Below are 21,044 nucleotides of genomic sequence, written 5' to 3'. Positions count from 1 at the left end.
GCCACAGACTGCAAATGATACAGAATGGCCCACGTCACCTCTACCAGCCCCCGCTTAATCACCTGCTTCAGGTCGTCGCCACTGTTGTGCTATAACCTGACGCCAGAACCTGATCATTGACCATGGAGTGATACGTGATCCCTTTTTCCTTGTCTCGCCTGACCGTCTTGTGCACCACCTTACTGATGCTGGCTGGCTGCTCAGTCAACCCTGTCACCGGTGAATCCCAGTTATCGCTTATACCCGAGAGCCAGGAAATGGCGATGGGTGCAGAGCAATACCAGCCAACCCAGCAGACTCAGGGCGGGAAATACTATGTCGACCCCGAGCTCACACTCTATGTCAGCGAAGTAGGCAAGAAACTCGCTGCCGTCAGTGATCGCCCGGATCTGCCGTATGAGTTCGTGGTATTGAACAGTGGCGTGCCCAACGCCTGGGCGCTGCCCTCCGGCAAGATTGCGATTAACCGGGGGCTGTTGGTGCAACTGCAGGACGAGGCACAGCTTGCATCGGTTCTGGGCCACGAAATTGTCCATGCCGCAGCCCGCCACAGCGTTCAAAGAATGCAGCAAGGCATGCTGATCAACGCCGGAGTTGCCGGGCTTGGCATCGCACTCAGTGACAACGACTATGCCGGCCTGATTATGGGCGGTGCGGCACTGGGAACACAGCTGACGATGGCGCAATACAGCCAATCCCACGAACTGGAATCCGACCACTACGGCATGCGCTATATGGTCAAGGCAGGCTACGACCCGCAGGCTGCTGTCGAGCTTCAACGAATCTTCCTCAAGCTATCCGAAGGCAGCAATCCCGGCTGGATAGATGGACTACTGGCATCCCATCCGCCGTCGGAAGATCGGGTTGAAGAGAATCAGGCGTCAGTAAAGGAATTGGGAAATCCCGGCGGTTACCGGGGTAAAGATGTCTACGACAAAAAACTCGCCTACCTGCGCAGCAAGCAACCGGCCTACGACGCTCAGGCCGAAGCGCAGAAACTGGCCGAAGCCGGCGATCTGGATGCGGCACTGGGCAAGCTAGATAAGGCAATCAAGATTGAGCCCGATGAAGCGGCCTTTTATGCACTCCGCGGACAAATCCTGAAGGAGCAGAAAAAAGACGCCGCCGCCCAGAAAGATTTCGACAAAGCGGTTTCACTGTATCCGGAAATGTTCAGCTACCGACTTCACCGCGGCTTGGGCTATCTCGATGAGAACAAGCTGGATCAAGCCAAAGAGGATCTGCTGGCAGCGAATCAGACCGTGCCAACCTCCATCGCGTTTCTTCGACTGGGCGATATTGCGGTCAAACAGAATAATCGGGATGAGGCCATCAAGTACTATCAGGTGGCAGCCCAGGCCAGCGGTGACATTGCCGCAGAGGCGCAACAGAAACTCGCTGCATTAACCCAACAGCAGTAATCAGGAATCACTCCCCTTTTTGCCGGCACCACCGCTGAAGGTGGTGCCGGCACGCCCGCCCGCTGCCCCTCCATCCCCTGTGTTCCAACCTGCTTTAATGCCGTATGGCTCAAAATGACAACTCCATTGGTGTTCTTTCGTTGACTTTTAGAGCAAAAGCTCTAAAAATCGATAAATACAATCAACAAGTGGATTGCACAATGCTAGCCAAACGATTGAAACCGATGGCGCTGCAGGCACGACGGCTCTACGTCGAACTGATGTTTCAGGTCATGGGCCGTGCCATGCAGGGATTGAGTGAGGTCGATGCCTCAGCGCGGGAAGAAGCCAAAAGTTTACCGGTAGGCTTTCTGTTCGAAATGAAAGTCATGCCGGCAGGGTCGAATCTGATCGTCGAACACCTGGGCGAGGGGTACCTCAAGTATCTCGGCACAACCGCACCCCGGCCAATTGATCTATCGATCCAGTTCAAGCACATCGCGCACGCCTACATGGTGGTGTCCTTCCAGGAGAAAACCGCGATCGCCTTTGCCAACGACCGCATGTTGGTGGATGGCGATGTCAGTTACGCCATTCGCATGACCCGCATTCTCAACCGTTTGGAAGCGTTTATTCTGCCCAAGTTGGTTGCCAGCAGAGCCGTCAAGGAATACCCCGCAAACCTGGGCCTGCCGGAAAAAGTTGTCAGTGCAGCGCGGATATACCTGAAAGTCGCCAACCTTTTCTTTGATACAGCGAGAGCATCATGAGTCAGCGTTATTACGAGTTTTTTTGCCCTGTCAAAGTGATAGCCGGTAAAGCGGCGCTGGAGCATATTCCCTATGAATTGGCCGGACTGTCCGCCACACGCCCGCTGCTGATTACCGATAAAGGTGTGCGCGCCGCCGGCCTGCTGGAGCCGGTGATTGAAGCATGTGAAGAAGGCGGACAGGAGATCGTCTCGATCTATGATGACGTACCACCGGATTCATCTACCCACGTAGTGAAAGCGATTGCAGCGGTCTATCGCGAGCAAAAGTGCGATTCAATCATTGCAGTCGGTGGTGGCTCAGCAATCGATACGGCGAAAGCCGTTAACATCCTGGTATCAGAAGGCGGCAATGACCTGTCGGCCTACGCCGGAGCGGGCGTTCTGAAACGCGCCCTGAAACCCTTTTTTGTAGTACCGACAACAGCCGGAACAGGATCGGAAGTTACCTCTGTTGCCGTTATAGCAGACCTTGAGAAATCGGTGAAATTGCCTTTCACCTCTTCTTTCCTGCTGCCGAACGCCGCGATTATTGACCCGCGCATGACACTCACGCTGCCACCGCACATCACGGCGGCAACGGCCATGGATGCGCTGACCCACGCCACTGAAGCCTTTACCTGCCTGGCCAAGAATCCGTTGAGCGACGCGTATGCCACCGCCGCTGTGCGAAAGATTACCGATAACCTGCTGCATGTAATGAAGCATCCAAAGGACGCTGACGGTCGGCTGGAACTGGCTCAGGCGTCCACCATGGCGGGTATCGCATTCTCCAATTCCATGGTGGGGCTGGTTCACTCTCTGGGGCATGCGACTGGTGCCATCTGCCACCTGCCCCATGGTCTCTGCATGAGCCTGTACATGCCTTATGTACTGGAATATAACCTGGAGAACATTCGCGACTCTCTGAGCGATCTGCTGATCTATATGGTCGGCCCCGATGTCTATGCCACAACGCCGGCAAACCAGCGCGCCGAGGCATGCATTTCAGCCATTCGAAAACTCCGCGACGAGCTCTACCAGCTTTGCAAATTGCCACGCACACTGCAGGAAACCGGCAAGGTCACCGAAGATCAGCTTGAACGCATCGCCCGCACCGCGCTGGACGATGGCTCCATTATGTTCAACCCTCGAGAAGTGACATTCGAAGATGCCATGGCCGTGCTGAAACGCGCCTGGGGTTGATCCCCACCTTTCGCCGCAGGTCTATCGCCTGCGGCGACTTATTTCTCCAAACAAGTCAAATGTTTACATTTCACTACGCGACATTCAAACCCCCTCTCTGGCAAAATACCGGCCTGTCCATGGAATAAGAACAGCCCTATTTTTTGTCTGTAATACCTCATCGGAAACGGGGTAAATTCAGGCTTTTGTTTGCTGGATTGCGCCTCAATGTTTCACTCGGTTTATCGCGCGCTACTTATCGGGCTCCTCTTCACGCCTGCCGTTTTTCCTGTCGCCTCTGCTTCAGAAGTATCGGGCCCGTCATCTGCCCGAGTACTGAAACTTAATGTCTCGCCTAACGGGTATCCGCCATACACCATCGTCGAAAAAGGCGATCGTTTCAGGGGTATCGTCTGGGATGTCACTACGGTGATCTGTGAACGGCTCGGCTACCAACTTGAAGCTCTCAAAGTTCCACGCAAGCGCGTGGATGGCATGCTGACTGATGGCATGATCGACGCAACACCGAGAGCGAAAGAGTGGACGGAAGAACCCGATAACTTTGTTTTTACAATCCCCATCGTTCAGGTAAGCGAGGTCTTCTTCAGCCGCGCAGAGCGCGCCTTTGAGTACTTCCGCCCGGCTGATCTGGAATCAATGACCGTGCTGACGCATCTGGGTTACAAGTATCCGAATATCCGGGATATGTTTACTTCAGGAAAAGCCAAGCGTTTTGATGTTCCGAAAGATCAGGATATTTTCAGGTTCCTGATGCACGGCGATGATTTCGATGTGGCGGTGTCAGATCGATTGGTTGGCCAGTGGATGATCCGTAAAAATGGCTGGCAAGGCCAGTTTCATATCAGCAAGCAGCCGCTGACTGATGTCGGCCTGCGCCTGATGCTGCGTCCGGACATGGCGGCTTTTGTCAGCCAGTACAACGAAGAGCTGGGGAAGATGAAAGACAGCGGCGAGCTGGAATCCATACTCGCCGCTTATCGCTAAGACGATTATTCGAGGCGCCGCAAAAGCAGCATTGGCGATACTTTCAAAACCGGTTGCAGTTGCCAGTAGCCGAACACCGACAGCACAACCGCACTGATCAGTGGCAGCGTGGCTACGATCCTGAAATGCCATTGGAATTCGCCCTGGAACATCCGGTACTGTAGCGCCCAGACGGCGACTTCCGCCGCCACGACACCCAACAAACCGGCAAAGAAGCCCAGCAATGCAAATTCAAGCATGGTGCTTCTAACCAGTAGCGACTGCCGCCCACCCAGCGTTCTAAGCAATGCCCCTTCTCTTTGACGGTCCTGAAGTGTCGCACTGACCACAGCAGCCATGACGACGACTGCAGCCGCAAGAATCATGATCAGGATCGCCTCAATCGCCTGTGTCACCTGAACAACAATCTCGCGAATGCGATCAATAATGTGATCAACCTCCAGCACCGAGACTGTGGGGAACTCGCGGGTAAAATCGTTCAGCAGCAGCTTCTGGTCTTCACCCAGATAAAAACTGGTAATCCAGGTGGCCGGTAAACCCGTTAAACCGCCACCTTCCGGAAAGGCCAGATAAAAGTTGGGGCGCATACTGTCCCACTGAACCGTGCGAATACTGGTAACGGGCTGTTCGATCTTTTGGGAACCGATGGTGAATCCAAGCACATCCCCAACCTTGACCCCCATGCGATCCGCCAACTGGGATTCAATTGAAACGCCCTCTGTCTGCCCCGGTTCGAACCACTCACCTGACACAATCGTATTGTCGGCCGGCAGGCTGTTCATCCAGGTCAGATTGAGCTCGCGATTCAACGCCCGCACTTCCCGGTCTTTACTGACAGCCTGCTTGACCGGCTCGTGATTCAACTCCGTGAGGCGTCCACGCACCATCGGATAGATGGCTTCTTTGGCAAGATCGTTCTTGGCCAGAAACTGTTCGACATCGTCAACTGCATCGGGCGCGATGTTGATCAGGAAATGATTGGGGGCATCATCTGGCAACTGTGCCTGCCAGTCATCGAGCAGCGATGAACGGATCAGCAGCAGCGTCGCGGCCAGCATTAGCGTCATCGAGAACACTGCAATCTGCGACAAACTCGCCTTGCGATGACGATACAAACCCACAAGCGCCAGACGCCAGGCGTTACCACCGCCAACGACCCGGCGCAGCAACAACACCATCGCCCACCCCAATAGCGCAAGCACAGCCAGCAAAGCCGCAAGCCCGCCGAGCAGCGACAACACGAGCCCCAATTCGCCGGCGTAGAGCCAGATCAAACCAAAGATCGCGATCAGCGCTATCAGGCCGTCGCGGACAATACCGGTACCGGATTCACCGGGCTCACTGCGCAATACGCGCATTGCCGGCACGCTGCGCAAGCGTTGTAACGGCGGGTAAGCAAACGCCATCATCGACACCAGTGCCGTTACCAGCGCTGGCGTGAGAGCGAACCAATCAATGCTGTAATCTACCGGCCGCTCCAACAGCCGCGCGGTCAACGACGCCAACCCCCAAAAAGCTGGCAGAGCAATTACCACACCCGCCAGCGTCCCGGCGATACCCCAGATCATCAATCGGGACAGGTAAAGGCGACCGATACGCTGGCCGCGCACACCCAGCGTTTTCAACAAGGCGACGGTATCCCGCTGGCCGACGGCATATTGCCGGGCCGCAACGGCTACCGCTACCGAAGCCAACAGCACTGCCAGACTGCCGCCCAGCAAGAGAAAGCGGCGCGCACGCTGAAGTGATCCTGAGAGAGCTTCGCCATCGTCAACGCTTTTCCACTCGTGACTTGGCGAAAAGTCAGGCTTCACCTCGGCATAAAAATCATCCAGTGCCGCCTCTTCGCCTGCAAAGAGGTTCACGTACTCCACCCGACTGCCGACCTGCAACACTCCGGTTGCCGCCACGTCAGCCGCATTCATCATGATTTTTGGCGCCAGCGCCGACATGCTGAAGCCACCATCCGGTTCACGGATCAGCAACCCGCTCACAGTAAGCTCGAGATTACCCACCTCAATGCTATCGCCGATCGTTACGTCCAGCAGACGCAGCAACCTGGGGTTGAGCCAGACATCGCCAGGCCCTGGACCGGCGCTGCGCATTTCCCGTGGACTGTCGGCCGCCGCCTGATACTCGATCTCACCCCGCAGCGGATAGCCTTCACTGACAGCCTTGACCGCCACCAGCTGGAAATTGTCGTTGCCGTACACCATGGTGGAAAACTCCACCATGCGCGCTACCTCAAGCCCTCTTTCCGTCGCTTTATCCCGCCAGGCTTGGGGGATGGGTTGCCCGTTTTCGCTTTCGAGCTGACGATCAGCCGCAAGAAAAGCACTGGCTGAAGACACCAGAGTCCGCTGCAGGTGACTGGCAAACAGTGCAATGGTTGCCACCGTTGCGACAGCCACCACCAGCGCGGCGATCAGTACCCGCACATCCCGTTCACGCCAGTCACGTCTGACTGACGACAATCTGCCAGAGGCCTGATTCATAATGCTTCCTGTTGAGCCGTCCGTGGGGGCAGGTTATCGACCGGCTGACTGGCTGGTTCAGTCAGGACGCCGGCCTCTATCGAGAACTGACGCTCACAACGGGCAGCAAGGTGTTCGTCGTGGGTCACCATAATCAGGGTGGTACCCTGTTCGCGATTGAGCGCCATCAGCAAGTCCGACACCGTCTGACCGGTATTGTTATCCAGGTTGCCGGTGGGCTCATCCGCAAACAGAATCTTTGGCCGCGCGGCGAAGGCACGGGCAATGGCAACCCGTTGCTGCTCGCCACCGGACAGCTGTCGGGGCGTATGTGTAAGCCTGTCACCCAGCCCTACCCGCTGAAGCAGCTCAGTCGCCTGGCTGGCTGCTTCCTTCTGGCCGGCCAGTTCCAACGGCAACATGACATTTTCCAGCGCGGTCAGTGCTGGCAGCAGCTGAAACGATTGAAAAACAAACCCCACCCGCTGGGCCCGCAGAGCCGCACGCTGATCTTCGCCCAACTGACTGATGACCTGCCCATCCAGCTCGATCTGCCCGTCCGAAGGTGTGTCCAGCCCGGCAAGCAATCCCAGCAATGTGGTTTTGCCCGAGCCGGAACGCCCGACAATAGCAACTGACTGGCCAGCCATAACGGTTAAATTAACATCGTGCAAAATGGTCAAAGTGTCGTGCCCCAGATCGACCCTGTGGGTAAGATCTGTCACCTTCAGAATATATTCGCCGGTTGCCACGGCACCTCCTCAACGTTTTCATGATCGACTCCTCTGGTATGCTCACTACAGAGAGTCTTGATAAATCCGGTCCGGTGTTTTACGACCGGCAAAAGTACTTAGTCTAAGGATACGGGGTATATGTTCCTGAGATCAGTCGTTTTATTTTTCACACTGGCGTTCGCTGCAATTGCATCTGCTGCTCCGAACACTCTCCTGGTGATGGGTGACAGCCTCAGTGCGGCCTATGGGGTTAACACTGAAACAGCCTGGGTGGCGCTGCTGCGTTCCCGGCTGGATAAAGCGTCGACCGATGATTGGGAGGTCGCCAACGCCAGCATCAGCGGCGAAACCACTGATGGCGGCCTGCGGCGCCTGCCAGAACTACTCGAGCGCCACCAGCCCTCCATCGTGATCATCGAACTCGGTGCCAACGACGGTTTAAGGGGCTTTCCGCCAACGGTGACCCGCAACAATCTCAAGGCCATGATTGAGCAAGCCCAGGCCATCAATAGCCGGGTCCTTCTTGTGGGCATGCAGCTGCCCCCCAATTATGGCAAGCGCTATACCGAGGCCTTTGCTGCGATTTATCCTGACCTTGCAGAAAGCGAAGATACTGCCCTGGTCCCCTTCTTTATGGACAATATTTATAACCAACCCGGCATGATGCAAGGGGATGGATTACATCCAACCGAAAAAGCACAACCCCGGTTGCTGGAAAACGTCTGGCCACATCTTGAGCCACTGCTTGAGGATTGAACTTACAAAAAACCGGCGTCTCAGAGCAACTGATCAAGATATCGCACGGCCCGGCGCTCTGACCAGTAGTAGCCATCCCGCGCCAGTTCAACAAAGCCGACATGACCACCCCACTTCGGGGCCTCGACCTTAACGCAGGGCCCGAGGATCTCGCGCTTTCCGGGAAAGCAGGACGATGACAGGAAGGGGTCGTCCTGCGCATTGACCATCAACGCCGGAACGCGAATATCCTTCAGCCGGTGCAGGCAGGCGCTTTGTTCCCAGTAGTCCTCAGCATCACGAAATCCGTGCAACGGCGCTGTATACCGGTTATCAAACTCTCTGAAATTACGGATCGCCTCGAAGCCTGCCACGTCGATGCGCTCAGGAAATAACACGGCCTTGGTTTTCATTTTCTCGTGCAGGTCATCAAGAAAACGCTTCATGTAAATTCTCCGGCTGGGCAGCGCCAGCATGGCGGCACTGCCCGCCAGATCGCACGGCACTGAAAACGCGACAGCGCCGCGGATACGCGGATCGATGTGCTCGCCCTGCTCTGCCAGATGCAGCAGCGTGAGATTACCTCCCATCGAAAACCCTGAAAGTGCAACGTGCTGGTACCCATCGGAAGCTCCCAATGCATGCTGCACAACGGCTGCCAGGTCAACCGTGGCGCCACTGTGATAAAAGCGAGGCTGCTTATTCATCACGCCACCACAGGATCGGAAGTTCCACGCCAACACATCCCAGCCCTGCGCGATCAATGCTTTGGCCAGCCCCAACACATAAGGTCGCCGACTGTGACCTTCCAGGCCATGACTAATAATCGCCAGACGCCCGCTGCCCTGTCGGTACCAATCCAGATGCAATTCATCCTGATCGTCGGTTTGCAGCGTTTCACTTTGCGGCGCAGCCAACTCAACACGCCGGAAAAGGCTGGGCCAGACCGACTGCAAATGGCCGTTGCGCAGCCAAAGCGGCGGACGGTAAGTACCTGTGGACGAAACCGCTGCCGGCACGGGTTGGGGTTCTGACTGGTATTTTTTCATCGCTTGATCAGGAGAATCCGGAATTTGAGTGAGTTTTACCTTTTAGAGGGTTGACCACCCTGAGCAACTTCCTTAATATGCGCGCCTGCTGTTCCCTGATAGCTCAGTTGGTAGAGCAACGGACTGTTAATCCGTTTGTCGCTGGTTCGAGCCCAGCTCGGGGAGCCACTATTCTAAAAGGCCGCTCAATTGAGCGGCCTTTTTCGTTTCTGGCAATGGTGAAAACCAGACCACGCAGGCGAAGATTATTATCAGCCTACGTGGCACTCCCGCCTACTCAATCAGTTCACCTGATTGAGTAGGCGGGCGTTTGCTACCCTCAGCCTACGGCCTCAAGCCCCAGGAAGGCCTTCAGCACCTTGTACAATACAACACCGTCCCTGAAACCGATCATTTCGCGGATAGAGTGCATGGCAAACTGGGGAACGCCTATATCGAGCGTACGAACCCCCAGATTACCGGCTGTCAAAGGACCGATTGTACTGCCACACCCCATATCGCTGCGCACCACAAAAGTCTGACAAGGCAGCGACAGGGATTCGCTCAGATGGCGGTACAACGCAGCGGTACGGCTATTCGTTGCATAACGCTGATTGTTGTTCACCTTGATCACCGGGCCGGCGTTCAGGAGCGGCCCGTGATTACCATCATGCCGATCCGCAAAGTTTGGATGCACACCGTGTGCATTATCAGCAGAAATCATCATCGATTGGGCAATCGCTCGCGAGCGATCACCAGCACCAATCCAACGATCAAGTACTGACGACAGAAAAGGGCCCTGAGCCCCTTCAGCCGACATACTGCCCACTTCCTCATGGTCATTACAGACCAGCACCGCCGCCTGGGATGAATCAGCATCAATCAAGGCTTTCAGGCCGATGAAACAGCTCAACAGATTATCCAGGCGGGCCGAAGCGATAAATTCCTCTTCGAGTCCGACAAGTGCCGGCTTCTGCGTGTCATACAAACTAAGCTCGTAATCGAGCACCTGACCGACATCCAGCGCCGGCTGCCGCTTGGCCAGTTCGGCAGCCAACAGAGCCTTGAATGGCACGGCATCAGCTTCAGCAGATTGCATCAGCACCGGCGGAAGATCGGTCTGGGCATTCACCGTGCGGCTGTTATTGGCTTCGCGATCCAAGTGAATCGCCAGACTGGGGATCGTCACAACCGGGCGCTTGAAATCAATCAGCGCATCCTGAAGCTTACCCTGACTATCCGCAAAGCTGACTCGGCCGGCAATCGACAAGTCACGGTCAAACCAGGGATTGAGCAGGGCTCCGCCGTAGACTTCGACACCCAACTGGTAAAACCCCTTTTTGTAGATCTCAGGGTTCGGCTTGATCCGAAGACAGGGGCTGTCTGTGTGCGCGCCAATCATTCGGAATCCACTTTCTACCGGGTTGCCTGTACCGGTCTGAAATGCAATCAGGGACGAGTCATTGCGGGTCACGTAATAGCGCTTACCCGCTTCCAACGACCAGCTGGCACGTTCGTCCAGGGGCTCGAAACCGACGGCCTCAAGTCGCTCTGCCATTTGCCCTACCGCGTGATATGGCGTTGGTGAATTGCCGATAAAATCAAACAGCTCTTGATTGAATGCCGCGTAATCCATGAGTACCCATGTGCCCGATTGAAAAGAGAATAAGTCTTGTGATGCCAGTATCGCATGATCAGCGAGCGCGCCGAAATCGCGATTCCTCAGTAATTCTACTGTGTTCACGACTATCACCGAAAATCGCCCATCGGCGTGGCTCTCGGGGTCCGTCAATTCCTGTTATGCTGGCGCCTTCAACCTGACAGGCTTCGGGAACTTCTGAGCAATGAGAATACCCCAGTTTATAGATATCGAATTCGCCGACACTGGCGAAATGTGCTTCCCCACCGCCATGGCATGGTCACTGGAAGATGGCAGCATGAAGACGGTCGTTATCGCGCCTGACGATAACTGGCTTCCCGACGATCCGGAGTCACTCGATGTTGACCTGCGCTACCTTGAAGAACAGGGCGTCCCATTGATTGAACTGGTACGCGACCTGAATGAAGATCTGTCAGACAAGACCGTTTTTGTCGATGGCATCGACCCGGACGAAGGCCTCGTCGACCTGATATTCGATGCACTGGCAATGCCCGTGCCCTTTGAACTCGCAACCATCGACAATCTGGTCAAGCGTCTTACGGCTGCTGAAATTGAAGACTGGCGGCGCGAAGTGCTTTTCACTCATGGACTGGATCCTCAACTCCCGGAAAGCGGCGTTTATGCATTGCTGATGCTTGCGCGGGACGAAGGAATCATCCCCGAGGACTATCAGCCCGACGATTTGTGATCTGAGTCCGCGCAAGTCCCGGCCTCACCCGTCAGAATCGGATGCAGATTTATATGCGTCATCCGCCTGCCCACGCGGCGCCATTGCGGGTGGCGCGTGAATCGCCCCGCTCTGACATTTAGCTGCACCGCCCATCACGTGGTCAGTCTCCAGGCCAGGAATGCCAACAATGACGAAGTACGCCGTACGTTTATCGCTCCTTCTTGTCTGTTTAACTCTGGGAGCCTCACCGCTTCAGGCCCAGGAAAACAAAGAAAAACCGACCAAAAGCCGTGCAGGGCTTGATTACATCAGTATTCTGGGTTCGGCCTTGCAACTCAGAAAAGTAGCCGATACCGACGACGACAGCGAAGGCTGGCTATCCGCCGGAACGCTCGTATTGGGAACGAACATTTCTGATCTTTTTCACGTTGAACTACGAGCCGGCACCGGTATCACCAGCAGTGAAGTCACCAGCGACCTGACGATCGATATCGACTATTTTGCAAGCTGGTACATGGGCATGCACTACAACGTCGCCAGTTTCAGTAACGTCTACGCGCAGCTCGGCTTCTCTCACATAAAAGGCAGTGCAGATCTGGAAAGCGAAGGCCTCAACGCCAACCGGCCATACCGGGATATCGAAGGCGATTTTCCGGGTAGCTCGTTCGCCTTCAGCTATCTCGCAGGCATTGACCTCAACCTTGCCGAAAATACTTACCTGGTACTTGAAGCCGGCCGCTTGTTTGAAGATACCGACTCATCAGCCATGGGCTACCAGTTCAACGGCGGCTTGCGCTACGAATTCTGATATTTCCGAGATAAAAAAACAGGCGCGAAAGCGCCTGTTTTTTTCTAATGGATCAGGTTTACGCCCGTCGCGGCGCCCTGCTTTTCACCCCTTCACATACAGTTAATTACTCGCCTACTGACTTGTGCCGAATTTCCCAGCACTTGTGGATGCGCTGGTTGCGAGCAAAATCCTTGTCGAGCGTTCTCGCCGTAATATCGACAACGTCATAGCTGTCCTCGATCGCCTCAGACAACTTGAACCGCCTGAAATTGTTAGAGAATATCAACACACCATCCTTTTTCAGACGCTTCATCGATTGCTGAATCAGACGTGAATGATCGCGCTGAATATCCAGCACGCCTTCCATGCGAGCCGAGTTGGAGAAGGTCGGTGGGTCCATAAAGATAATGTCGAACCCGGTATCCTGGGGCAGTGGCTTTTCCGCCAGCCACTGCAAGCAATCCTTCTGGAGCAGACGGTGTGACCGATCAGGCATTTTGTTGAGCTGGAGATTTTCCCGGACCCAGTTGAGATAGGTGCGCGACATATCAACGCTCAGCGTTTCTCTCGCCCCACCTACGGCCGCATGCACAGTGGCAACACCGGTATAGCAAAACAGGTTTAGCACTCGCTTGTCTTTCGCATTCGCCTGAATCCACTGGCGCACCAACCGGTGATCAAGAAACAGGCCGGTGTCGAGATAATCTTTGAGATTCACCTTGATCAGACAACCGCCCTCATGCACCGTGAAGAAATCGGCTGAAGATGCCTGCTTTTCATACTGGGCATCGCCACTCTGACGCTGGCGCTGCTTGCAGACCATCGCCTCCGGCTCAATGCCCAGCGCATCCGGTATGACAGCCAAGGCTTCAGCCAGCCTCTCATGGGCCGCCCTCGCATCGACTGTTTTCGGCGCAGCATATTCCTGAACATGTACCCGATCCCGGTACCAGTCTATTGCCAAAGCAAACTCGGGCATGTCCGCATCATAGAGGCGATAGCATTCAATATTGTTCTTGCGCGCCCACTGCCCCAGCTGCTTCAGATTTTTCTTGAGACGATTGGTCAGCATCGCTGCTCGCTCGGGATTGGCAATGCGCGGGGTTACAACGCCTGGCTCTTCCAGGGTTCTGACCCTTGCTTCGCTCTGCCCATCAATGCTGAACAACAATAACTGGGCGGGCAACTGGCCGTTAAACAACCGGTATTGACGGTAACTGCGAAGCCCAAGAGAGTGACAGAGCTCCGGCGTGCCGGTGAATACCCCCAGTCTCCAGCCTTGCGCATCCCGCTTCACAACTTCGCCAAGACTCTCGTACAGCGGCACCAGCGCTTTGCGCTCACTCAGACGTTCACCATAGGGAGGATTGGTCAGAATCAACCCGGTGCTGGCCTGTGACTCGTTTGTGAAGTCGGCGACCGACCGCTTTTCCACATGAATCAGGTCATCAAACCCGGCACGCTCAATGTTGCGCCACGCCGTTGCGATGACGGGCTTGTTCTCGTCATAGCCACGGAATCGAGAACGCAGGTTTTCTCGACCAATCCGAAACCGTTCCTGGGCTTCTGCCACCACCTGCTCCCAGAGAGTCGGTCGATGCCCCAGCCAACGATTAAAACCATACGCCTCCCGCTCGAGGCCTGGCGCCCTGTCACAGGCCATCATCGCGCCTTCTACCAACAACGTCCCCGAGCCACACATCGGATCAGTGAGATCACCGCCCTGGCTGGCTATTTCTGGCCAACCAGCCCGTATCAACAGGGCAGCTGCCAGATTCTCGCGCACCGGTGCGATCCCCTTTTCGGTGCGGTAACCGCGCTTGTGGAGACTCTGGCCGCTAAGATCGATGCCAATCTGCACTTCCCCACGGTGAAGACGAGCAGAAACAGAAAGATCCGGCTCACTGGTATCAACGTTGGGCCTCTCACCTTCGGGGCTGCGCAACCGGTCGACTATGCCGTCTTTTACCCGCTGAATACCGTACAGAGTATTGCGAATAGCGTCGTTCTCGCCGCTGAATGCCACTCGAAACCGGCCAGACACGGCCAGATGCTCTTCCCAGGGGAGCGCCATCACACCGTCATAAAGCCCGTCGCCCGAACGCCCGTCCACTGTTGCCAGGTGGAGGATGACCCGGTTCGCAAGACGAGACCAAAGACAGGCGCGATAGCCTGATTCCAGCGATCCCTGAGCCCAAACGCCTGCTGGCGCATGGCGCAGCACCTCGAGCCCGAGCGCCGTCAACTCATCAGCCAACAGGTATTCAATGCCTTTCGGGCAACTAACAAAAAATTCGAGGTGAGACACGCGGCTCTCCCGGTTAAAGAAAATGGTAACTGACTGATTCCGGCGCTTCGTGTGATTCGTTATGTCACACAACTATAAGACGACCGTCATCTAGATGAAATTAATTGTGTACACGGGCTTTGGTTTCGACTTACCTTGTTCCTGACGCGTCTTTTCAAGTGTCGGCGAGAAAGCTCGCTGGCGCCAGGATCCTGAATGCTGATGACTGCGAAATCCGCGGCCCGGTGGAAACGGCAACCCGGACTTTAACAAGTCATCTGGCATGTGTGCACACTCATGATCTGTAAACCCATGAGGTGAGGAACAGCATGAAAAGACAGAAAAGAGATATGAATGCCCGCGCATTCAAACGGGGTTATCTGGCCGGCGTTTCCGGTAAATCCAAGGATAGCTGCCCTTTAGAGCAAATCGAAATCCGACAGGAATGGCTGAGCGGATGGAGAGAAGGAAGAACGGATAACTGGGAGGGCTACACTGGCGTCTCCGGTATCCATAAACTCCCCAACATCACAGCCTGATACAGATAATCCGCTGTCTCTTAGTAAGGACATGTTGCTAATCCAGTTGCCAGAGACGTCTCTGGCAACTGATCCTGAACACATCGGACAGCTTTCATAAGGCAAATTCAAGCAACCCACAAAGGGTCCACCCGACCCTTACTATTGCAAGAAGTCACGCCACGGGGTTTATCCCCCGCACGGGCCCGCTCTGCGGGCCCACTTTATTTATGCTCCCCACGATTTCGCGACCGGACTCAGCCCTTGTTTAATGCGGCAATGGCATTAACCGCTTCGGCAATCAACGCGGGACCACGATAGATGAATCCGGTGTAGACCTGGACCAGCTTGGCCCCGGCCTGAATCTTCTCAGCAGCACTGGCGCCGTCGCCAATCCCACCCACACCAATGATCGGCATTCGATCGCCCAGCGTGCTATGAAGCCCTTCTATTACACGCACAGATGACGCCCTGACCGGACGACCACTGAGTCCGCCGGCTTCATTCGCAAAGGCGTGGCCCGCAACGTCGTCACGCTCAATCGTGGTATTAGTCGCAATCACGCCATCGAGCCCGCTTTCAAGCAATGCATCTGCAACAAAGCGGATTGCCAGATCGTCCATATCCGGCGCAATTTTCACGGCAATCGGAACATAGTGACCGTAGCGCGCCTGCTGAACGCCCTGCTCGTCCTTGATTGCAAAGAGCAACTGCTTGAGGGAATCACCAAACTGAAGATCCCGTAAACCTGGCGTGTTCGGTGACGAGACATTCACTGTAATATAGGAAGCCAACCCATAGGCACCGGCAATACCTTTACGATAATCGGATTCCGACTCCTCGTTGGGCGTCACCTTGTTTTTGCCCACGTTGATGCCAAGGACCCCACTGAATTTCGCCCGCTTAACATTGGCAACCAGGCTATCCAACCCATCATTATTGAAACCCATGCGGTTAATGATGGCCTCATGTTCAGGCAACCGGAACATTCTGGGCTGAGGATTGCCGGGCTGAGCCAGCGGGGTTACCGTACCCACTTCGATAAAACCAAAACCCAAAGCTGCAAGCGCATCGATATGCTGCGCATTTTTATCCAGCCCCGCCGCGAGCCCAACCGGATTGGGAAACCGGATACCCATCACATCAACCGGCGCAACTGGCACTTGCGGACTTAACTTTTCTAGCAGCCCCAGTTGATTGCTGATATCCATCGCTCGCAAGGCAACGTGATGTGCCTGTTCGGGTGGTAATCGAAAAAGCAGGTTGCGGATCAGGTTGTACATGGTGGGAAAACTCCTGCGCAAAGGTCGGGGCGGAGTATACCGGAATGTGTCGGAGAATGGCGTAAAGAGGTTGCATACCCCGGCATCTGATTCGACATGAAATTGTCATAAATGCGCACTGTGGCTAGCGCCCGAAAAGACCGCATGGGTTTTCCACAGGCGGGGTCAGCACACCAGGATGAACGCTAAATGACTGTATGGTGAAGGTCTTGTGACCTTTTCCACGGAATCTGTGGATAACCCTGTTGAAAATGCCGCTGCAGTTTTACGGATCCCTTGTATTCAGGGCTAATCTACAGATTGGTTAAATTTTGAACAGCTATATTTTTCTTTATTTTTCATGTTGTTATAAATGCATCACGGTAGTGCATGCATAAATTTCCGGACAGATCGCGCTGTTCGGAATATGATCAGTTTGTGCATAAGACAACCAGAAATTTTTAAGCAAAAGGCATCAGAATCCTCAATTATGACGGCACAATCCCGTTTACCAGACCAACTTGAGCGTGAAAAATCCGCCGCATCCCGGGTCACCCTGATCGGCATGCTGCTCGACGCCCTGCTCGGCGGACTCAAGTGCGTTTTCGGGGCAATCTTCCATTCGCAGGCATTAATTGTCGACGGTATCCACTCATTCTCGGATGTGTTGTCCGATCTTGTCGTACTCGCCATCGTGCGTGCCTCCCGGCAGGCGCCTGACCGAAACCACCCTTATGGCCACCAACGCTTTGAAACAATGGGCACCATGTTCCTCGGGAGTATTCTGATAGCGCTCAGCGGCGCATTGATCTGGGACAGCCTCGACAAGCTTGTATTCAGACCTGCCGAATTGATGACGCCGGAATGGCCTGTGCTGGTTATCGCAGCACTGTCGGTTCTCAGCAAGGAATGGATTTACCGTTATACCCGAAAGGTCGGAGAACACATCCAATCGGATCTGATCATCGCCAATGCCTGGCACAGCCGCACTGACGCTTTTTCGTCTGTCATCGTGCTGGTCGCAGTTGCCGGCGCAATGCTGGGTTTTCCCTGGCTCGACTCAGCTGCAGCGATAGTCGTCGCGCTGATTGTCGGCCATGTCGGCTGGCAACTCGCCTGGAGCAGCGTGAAGGAGCTGGTCGATACTGCACTTGATCGGGACACAACTGAGAATGTACTGACCATTGCCCGCAAAACTCCCGGGGTGCGCAACGTCCATGATATGCGCAGCCGGCGCATGGGAAGCGATGTACTGCTGGATCTTCACCTGCAGGTCAGCCCGGTAATCAGTGTTTCGGAAGGCCATGAAATTGGCGTTAATGTGACGAGCCGAATCCGTAGCGAATACCCGCAGATTCACGATGTCACCTTTCATATTGATGCCGAAAACGATGCTGAAGCGGAGCCAACAGCATCCCATTTACCTGCCCGCCATGACGTTATCGGTGCCTTGAGCGATGCCTGGGCCGGACTCGTGGTGCCCGAAACACTGAACAGTATTCGCCTCCATTATCTGGGCGCCCACGTTTCAGTCGAGCTGTTCATTCATAATGACGACAGTGCGTGTGACGGGCTGACAGCGGAAAAACTCAAAGCCAGAGCAGCTGAACTGCCCTGGCTGGGTGATGTTCGGCTCTGGTTCCGGCAGCCCGTAAAGGACCGCCATGACCAGACCTGACGCTAGGCTCGACGCTTCTCTTCCATCCGTGACAAGAATTCCTGCATGACCAGCGTATAAAGCTCGCCTCCCAGGAATTTGTCTTCCACGCCGGCATCAATACTGGGGTTGTCGTTTACTTCAATCACTGCCACGCGATTGCCCGCCTGCTTGATATCCACGCCGTACAGCCCGTTACCAATGAGGCGGGTCGCCCCCAGCGCGGCCTGAATCACATTGCGCGGTACCTCGTAGGTCGGGAGGGTATCAAACTCGCCGCTGTCAAATTGCTGGTTATCGCCGTGGTGGTAGATCTGCCAGTGGCCTTTCACCATATAGTATTTACAGGCGAAGATTGCGCGACCGCCCAGAACACCGATGCGCCAATCATACTCGGTATAGAAATATTCCTGTGCCAGCACCAGCGCCGACTGCTTGAACAGGGTTTTCAGTGCAGCCTTGAGTTGCTGCTCATTCTCCGCACGCAGCACGCCGCGGGAAAAGGCACCATCCGGTATTTTAACCACCATGGGGAAACCCAGGTACTGCACGGCCTGCTCCACAACGTCTTTCTGATCTTTCGACAGAATCAGCGTTTTCGGTGTCGGGATCTTGTTGTTCTTCAACAGATCCGCCAGGAACACCTTGTTAGTGCAGCGCAGAATCGAGACCGGGTCATCAATGGCCACCATGCCCTCAGATTCAGCCTTGCGGGCAAATCGGTAGGTGTGATGATCAATCGCCGTGGTTTCACGGATAAACAAACCGTCGTATTCCGGCAGCCGCATGTAATCCTTGCGGGTAATGGGCTCAACATGAATACCCAGCTTTTTGCCGGCCGTAATGAAATAATCAAGCGCTTCAGGGTCGCTCGGTGGCAATTTTTCATCCGGATCCACCAGCATCGCGAGATCAAAGCGGAACTGGCGCCGAGAGCGTGGCTTGCGCCAGAGTGCGCTACTGAAACGATCAAGCGCGCCGGCAAAAGCATCCTGCTCTGATTCTGCCAGATCCGCCGGAGAGGCAGGCTTCATGGACTCAATCTGCCAGCCTTTGCGGTATCGAAACACGACCTCCAGAACCGGGCACGGAAAGCGCTCGAATAATGCACGCGTCACCGGCTTCAGTGCATCATGTTCCGACTTGCCAAAGAAACTTTTCAGGCGCACCTGTTTTACGGCACCTTTGGCGTCTTTACCTTCGTGAGCATCTTTGCCTTGCTCACTGGCAGGCACAGTTTCTGCTGCATGATCCAGCCATTCCACCACACGGGGATCCAGCTCACCCAGTTGCAGGGAGAACAGATCCTTGCGGCGCAGATCATTCAATGTCATGACCGATGGCACAACATTGTGCCCACGGGCCTCAGCCAGCAACGAGCAGTAATAGCCTCTACTCAGATAACGGGCGCTCTGACAAAGATTAATCACCCGCACACGCTGATTCGGCGTCGCGGTGAACTGGACATACTGGTCGAAAGTGAGCACATCCGAACTGGGGTAATACGGCGCCCAATCCTTGTCACTATCAACAACAATCAGAAGTCGGGTCATGTATCCGGTTTCCTTCCTGAAACGGGGTATAAAACGCGACAATACGCCGGTACCGCGAACCACACAAATCAATTCTTATAGCGGATTTCACGCACCTTTCGCGCTTTGTATTCAGCCCCCATAATGCAGCTTGTGGCCGGCCACTCGACGACTGTCGACCAGTGCCGTTTTTGCCTCACTCTGATGCGGAAAGCCAATACTTGATGAGCTATAACCTACGTCTTGCCATAGCCGACGATCTGAATGCATTGGTCGCTCTGGAAAATCGCTGCTTTTCGGAAGATCGTATTTCCCGGCGCAGTTTCCGACGGTTTATCGATCTGCCCCGGGATCGGGTGATCGTGGCTGAACGCGACAGCACGCTCGTGGGATACAGCCTGGTGCTGATGCACAAGGCGACACGACTGGCGCGCATCTATTCGATTGCAGTATCCGATACAGAACGCGGCAACGGGTTGGGAGAAAAGCTCGTGCGCGAGAGCGAGGCCGTTGCGGTTGAAGCGGACAGAATTATCATGCGGCTGGAAGTGCGGGAAGATAACACCGCAGCTATCAGACTCTACCAGCGACTGGGCTACCGCCAGTTTGGGACCTACCGGGATTACTATGAAGATCACGGCACTGCGCTGAGGTTTGAGCGCCGGATTCTTTATGTTGACGAGTCCGTCGCGATCCGTCCGGTGCCCTACTACTGCCAGACTACGGATTTCACCTGCGGTCCTGCAGCGCTGATGATGGCGATGGCCGCGCAGTCACCGGACCGGCGCATGACGACGCTCGAAGAACTGCAAATCTGGCGCGAGGCAACAACCATTTATATGCTCGCCGGGCACGGTGGATGCGGCCCCCACGGCCTTGCCCTTGCAGGCTGGCATCGAGGCTATGAGGTGGATGTTTACGTAAGCAAACCCGGTGCGCTGTTCAAGGAAACGGTGCGCAGCGCAGAGAAGAAACGGGTGCTGGATCTGGTTCACGAAGGCTTTATTCACGACATTGCCCAAACCGGTATCGCACTGCATCACGAGCCACTACCGCTTGAATTGATCGAGAACGCACTGAAGGCACAACGCGTACCGATTATTCTGGTTAACACCTGGCAACTGAACCGCAGCCGCGTCCCTCACTGGGTGACGGTGTGTGCCATGGACGATCAATTCGTCTACCTGCACGACCCCGAAATCGACGTTGAGGAAGGCGAAACCGTGGCGGATAAACAGTACCTGCCGGTTGACCGCAAAGTGTTCGAGCGAATGGCGCACTGCGATCAGCCGACCCGCTTGCAGGCGGTGGTAATTGTGGGCACCAGCCGGGCAACGTGACACCGGCTGTGGTCAGTGC

General features: G+C 55.2%; 17 protein-coding genes and 1 tRNA gene. 11 read left to right on the top strand and 7 right to left on the bottom strand.

Going from position 1 to position 21,044, the window contains the following annotated elements; all coding sequences use genetic code 11:
* The first annotated feature begins 185 nt into the window (after positions 1-185).
* From ACUN9X_RS10130 to ACUN9X_RS10115, 4 genes are all read left to right on the top strand, one after another.
* Positions 186-1,421 (top strand): M48 family metalloprotease, encoded by a 1,236-nt coding sequence (locus tag ACUN9X_RS10130; protein WP_260035754.1) that lies wholly within the window; start codon positions 186-188, stop codon positions 1,419-1,421.
* 200 nt (positions 1,422-1,621) lie between these two features.
* Positions 1,622-2,170 carry a hypothetical protein gene (locus ACUN9X_RS10125; protein ID WP_260035265.1) on the top strand — a complete coding sequence of 183 codons (549 nt, stop codon included), beginning with the start codon at positions 1,622-1,624 and terminating at the stop codon, positions 2,168-2,170.
* Positions 2,167-3,354, top strand: a complete 1,188-nt coding sequence (locus ACUN9X_RS10120; protein ID WP_260035263.1) for an iron-containing alcohol dehydrogenase — start codon at positions 2,167-2,169, stop codon at positions 3,352-3,354. Before ACUN9X_RS10125 ends, ACUN9X_RS10120 begins: the two co-directional genes overlap by 4 nt.
* A 207-nt stretch (positions 3,355-3,561) precedes the next feature.
* Positions 3,562-4,338 (top strand): substrate-binding periplasmic protein, encoded by a 777-nt coding sequence (locus tag ACUN9X_RS10115; protein WP_445472972.1) that lies wholly within the window; start codon positions 3,562-3,564, stop codon positions 4,336-4,338.
* 5 nt (positions 4,339-4,343) lie between these two features.
* On the opposite strand, the gene ACUN9X_RS10110 is transcribed toward ACUN9X_RS10115, so the two are convergent.
* Both ACUN9X_RS10110 and ACUN9X_RS10105 read right to left on the bottom strand, forming a co-directional pair.
* Positions 4,344-6,833 (bottom strand): ABC transporter permease, encoded by a 2,490-nt coding sequence (locus ACUN9X_RS10110; RefSeq protein ID WP_445472971.1) that lies wholly within the window; start codon positions 6,831-6,833, stop codon positions 4,344-4,346.
* The gene (locus tag ACUN9X_RS10105; RefSeq protein WP_445472970.1) at positions 6,830-7,564 is read right to left on the bottom strand and encodes an ABC transporter ATP-binding protein; all 735 of its coding nucleotides are present in this window, start codon (positions 7,562-7,564) and stop codon (positions 6,830-6,832) included. The genes ACUN9X_RS10110 and ACUN9X_RS10105 overlap by 4 nt, the downstream gene beginning before the upstream one ends.
* Before the next feature lie 120 nt (positions 7,565-7,684).
* Between ACUN9X_RS10105 and ACUN9X_RS10100 the strand changes: the two genes are divergently transcribed.
* Positions 7,685-8,302: an arylesterase gene (locus tag ACUN9X_RS10100; RefSeq protein WP_445472969.1), complete on the top strand. Its 618-nt coding sequence runs from the start codon at positions 7,685-7,687 to the stop codon at positions 8,300-8,302.
* A gap of 20 nt (positions 8,303-8,322) precedes the next feature.
* On the opposite strand, the gene ACUN9X_RS10095 is transcribed toward ACUN9X_RS10100, so the two are convergent.
* Positions 8,323-9,330, bottom strand: a complete 1,008-nt coding sequence (locus ACUN9X_RS10095; protein WP_445472968.1) for a YheT family hydrolase — start codon at positions 9,328-9,330, stop codon at positions 8,323-8,325.
* A 92-nt stretch (positions 9,331-9,422) separates the two neighbouring features.
* Between ACUN9X_RS10095 and ACUN9X_RS10090 the strand changes: the two genes are divergently transcribed.
* Positions 9,423-9,498 (top strand) — tRNA-Asn (locus ACUN9X_RS10090).
* A 151-nt stretch (positions 9,499-9,649) separates the two neighbouring features.
* Here ACUN9X_RS10090 and ACUN9X_RS10085 read toward each other — a convergent pair.
* A complete protein-coding gene (locus ACUN9X_RS10085; protein ID WP_445472967.1) occupies positions 9,650-10,945 on the bottom strand; it encodes a M18 family aminopeptidase in 1,296 nt (431 codons plus the stop codon).
* Positions 10,946-11,153: 208 nt separating this feature from the next.
* Between ACUN9X_RS10085 and ACUN9X_RS10080 the strand changes: the two genes are divergently transcribed.
* Together ACUN9X_RS10080 and ACUN9X_RS10075 are read left to right on the top strand one after the other, a co-directional pair.
* Positions 11,154-11,657 carry a hypothetical protein gene (locus tag ACUN9X_RS10080; protein WP_445472966.1) on the top strand — a complete coding sequence of 168 codons (504 nt, stop codon included), beginning with the start codon at positions 11,154-11,156 and terminating at the stop codon, positions 11,655-11,657.
* Between the two features lie 169 nt (positions 11,658-11,826).
* Complete coding sequence (locus tag ACUN9X_RS10075) at positions 11,827-12,447, top strand: outer membrane beta-barrel protein (RefSeq protein ID WP_445472965.1); 621 nt, start codon at positions 11,827-11,829, stop codon at positions 12,445-12,447.
* Positions 12,448-12,553: 106 nt separating this feature from the next.
* On the opposite strand, the gene rlmKL is transcribed toward ACUN9X_RS10075, so the two are convergent.
* Positions 12,554-14,737: a bifunctional 23S rRNA (guanine(2069)-N(7))-methyltransferase RlmK/23S rRNA (guanine(2445)-N(2))-methyltransferase RlmL gene (rlmKL, locus tag ACUN9X_RS10070; protein WP_445472964.1), complete on the bottom strand. Its 2,184-nt coding sequence runs from the start codon at positions 14,735-14,737 to the stop codon at positions 12,554-12,556.
* Positions 14,738-15,045: 308 nt separating this feature from the next.
* On the opposite strand from rlmKL, the gene rmf reads away from it, so the two are divergent.
* Positions 15,046-15,255 (top strand): ribosome modulation factor, encoded by a 210-nt coding sequence (gene rmf, locus ACUN9X_RS10065; protein ID WP_260035253.1) that lies wholly within the window; start codon positions 15,046-15,048, stop codon positions 15,253-15,255.
* A 236-nt stretch (positions 15,256-15,491) separates the two neighbouring features.
* Here the strand turns inward: rmf and ACUN9X_RS10060 are convergent, their stop codons facing one another.
* Complete coding sequence (locus tag ACUN9X_RS10060; RefSeq protein WP_445472963.1) at positions 15,492-16,517, bottom strand: quinone-dependent dihydroorotate dehydrogenase; 1,026 nt, start codon at positions 16,515-16,517, stop codon at positions 15,492-15,494.
* A gap of 469 nt (positions 16,518-16,986) precedes the next feature.
* On the opposite strand from ACUN9X_RS10060, the gene ACUN9X_RS10055 reads away from it, so the two are divergent.
* On the top strand, positions 16,987-18,174 hold the full coding sequence (locus ACUN9X_RS10055) for a cation diffusion facilitator family transporter (RefSeq protein ID WP_445472962.1): 1,188 nt from the start codon (positions 16,987-16,989) through the stop codon (positions 18,172-18,174).
* A gap of 2 nt (positions 18,175-18,176) precedes the next feature.
* On the opposite strand, the gene ACUN9X_RS10050 is transcribed toward ACUN9X_RS10055, so the two are convergent.
* The gene (locus ACUN9X_RS10050; RefSeq protein ID WP_445472961.1) at positions 18,177-19,706 is read right to left on the bottom strand and encodes a RimK family protein; all 1,530 of its coding nucleotides are present in this window, start codon (positions 19,704-19,706) and stop codon (positions 18,177-18,179) included.
* 203 nt (positions 19,707-19,909) lie between these two features.
* Here ACUN9X_RS10050 and ACUN9X_RS10045 point away from each other — a divergent pair, with 203 nt between their 5' ends.
* Positions 19,910-21,025, top strand: a complete 1,116-nt coding sequence (locus tag ACUN9X_RS10045; protein ID WP_445472960.1) for a GNAT family N-acetyltransferase/peptidase C39 family protein — start codon at positions 19,910-19,912, stop codon at positions 21,023-21,025.
* The last annotated feature ends 19 nt before the right edge of the window (positions 21,026-21,044 follow it).

The sequence above is a fragment of the Marinobacter sp. V032 genome (assembly GCF_052645435.1).
This window is presented reverse-complemented; position numbering and strand designations above follow the sequence as displayed.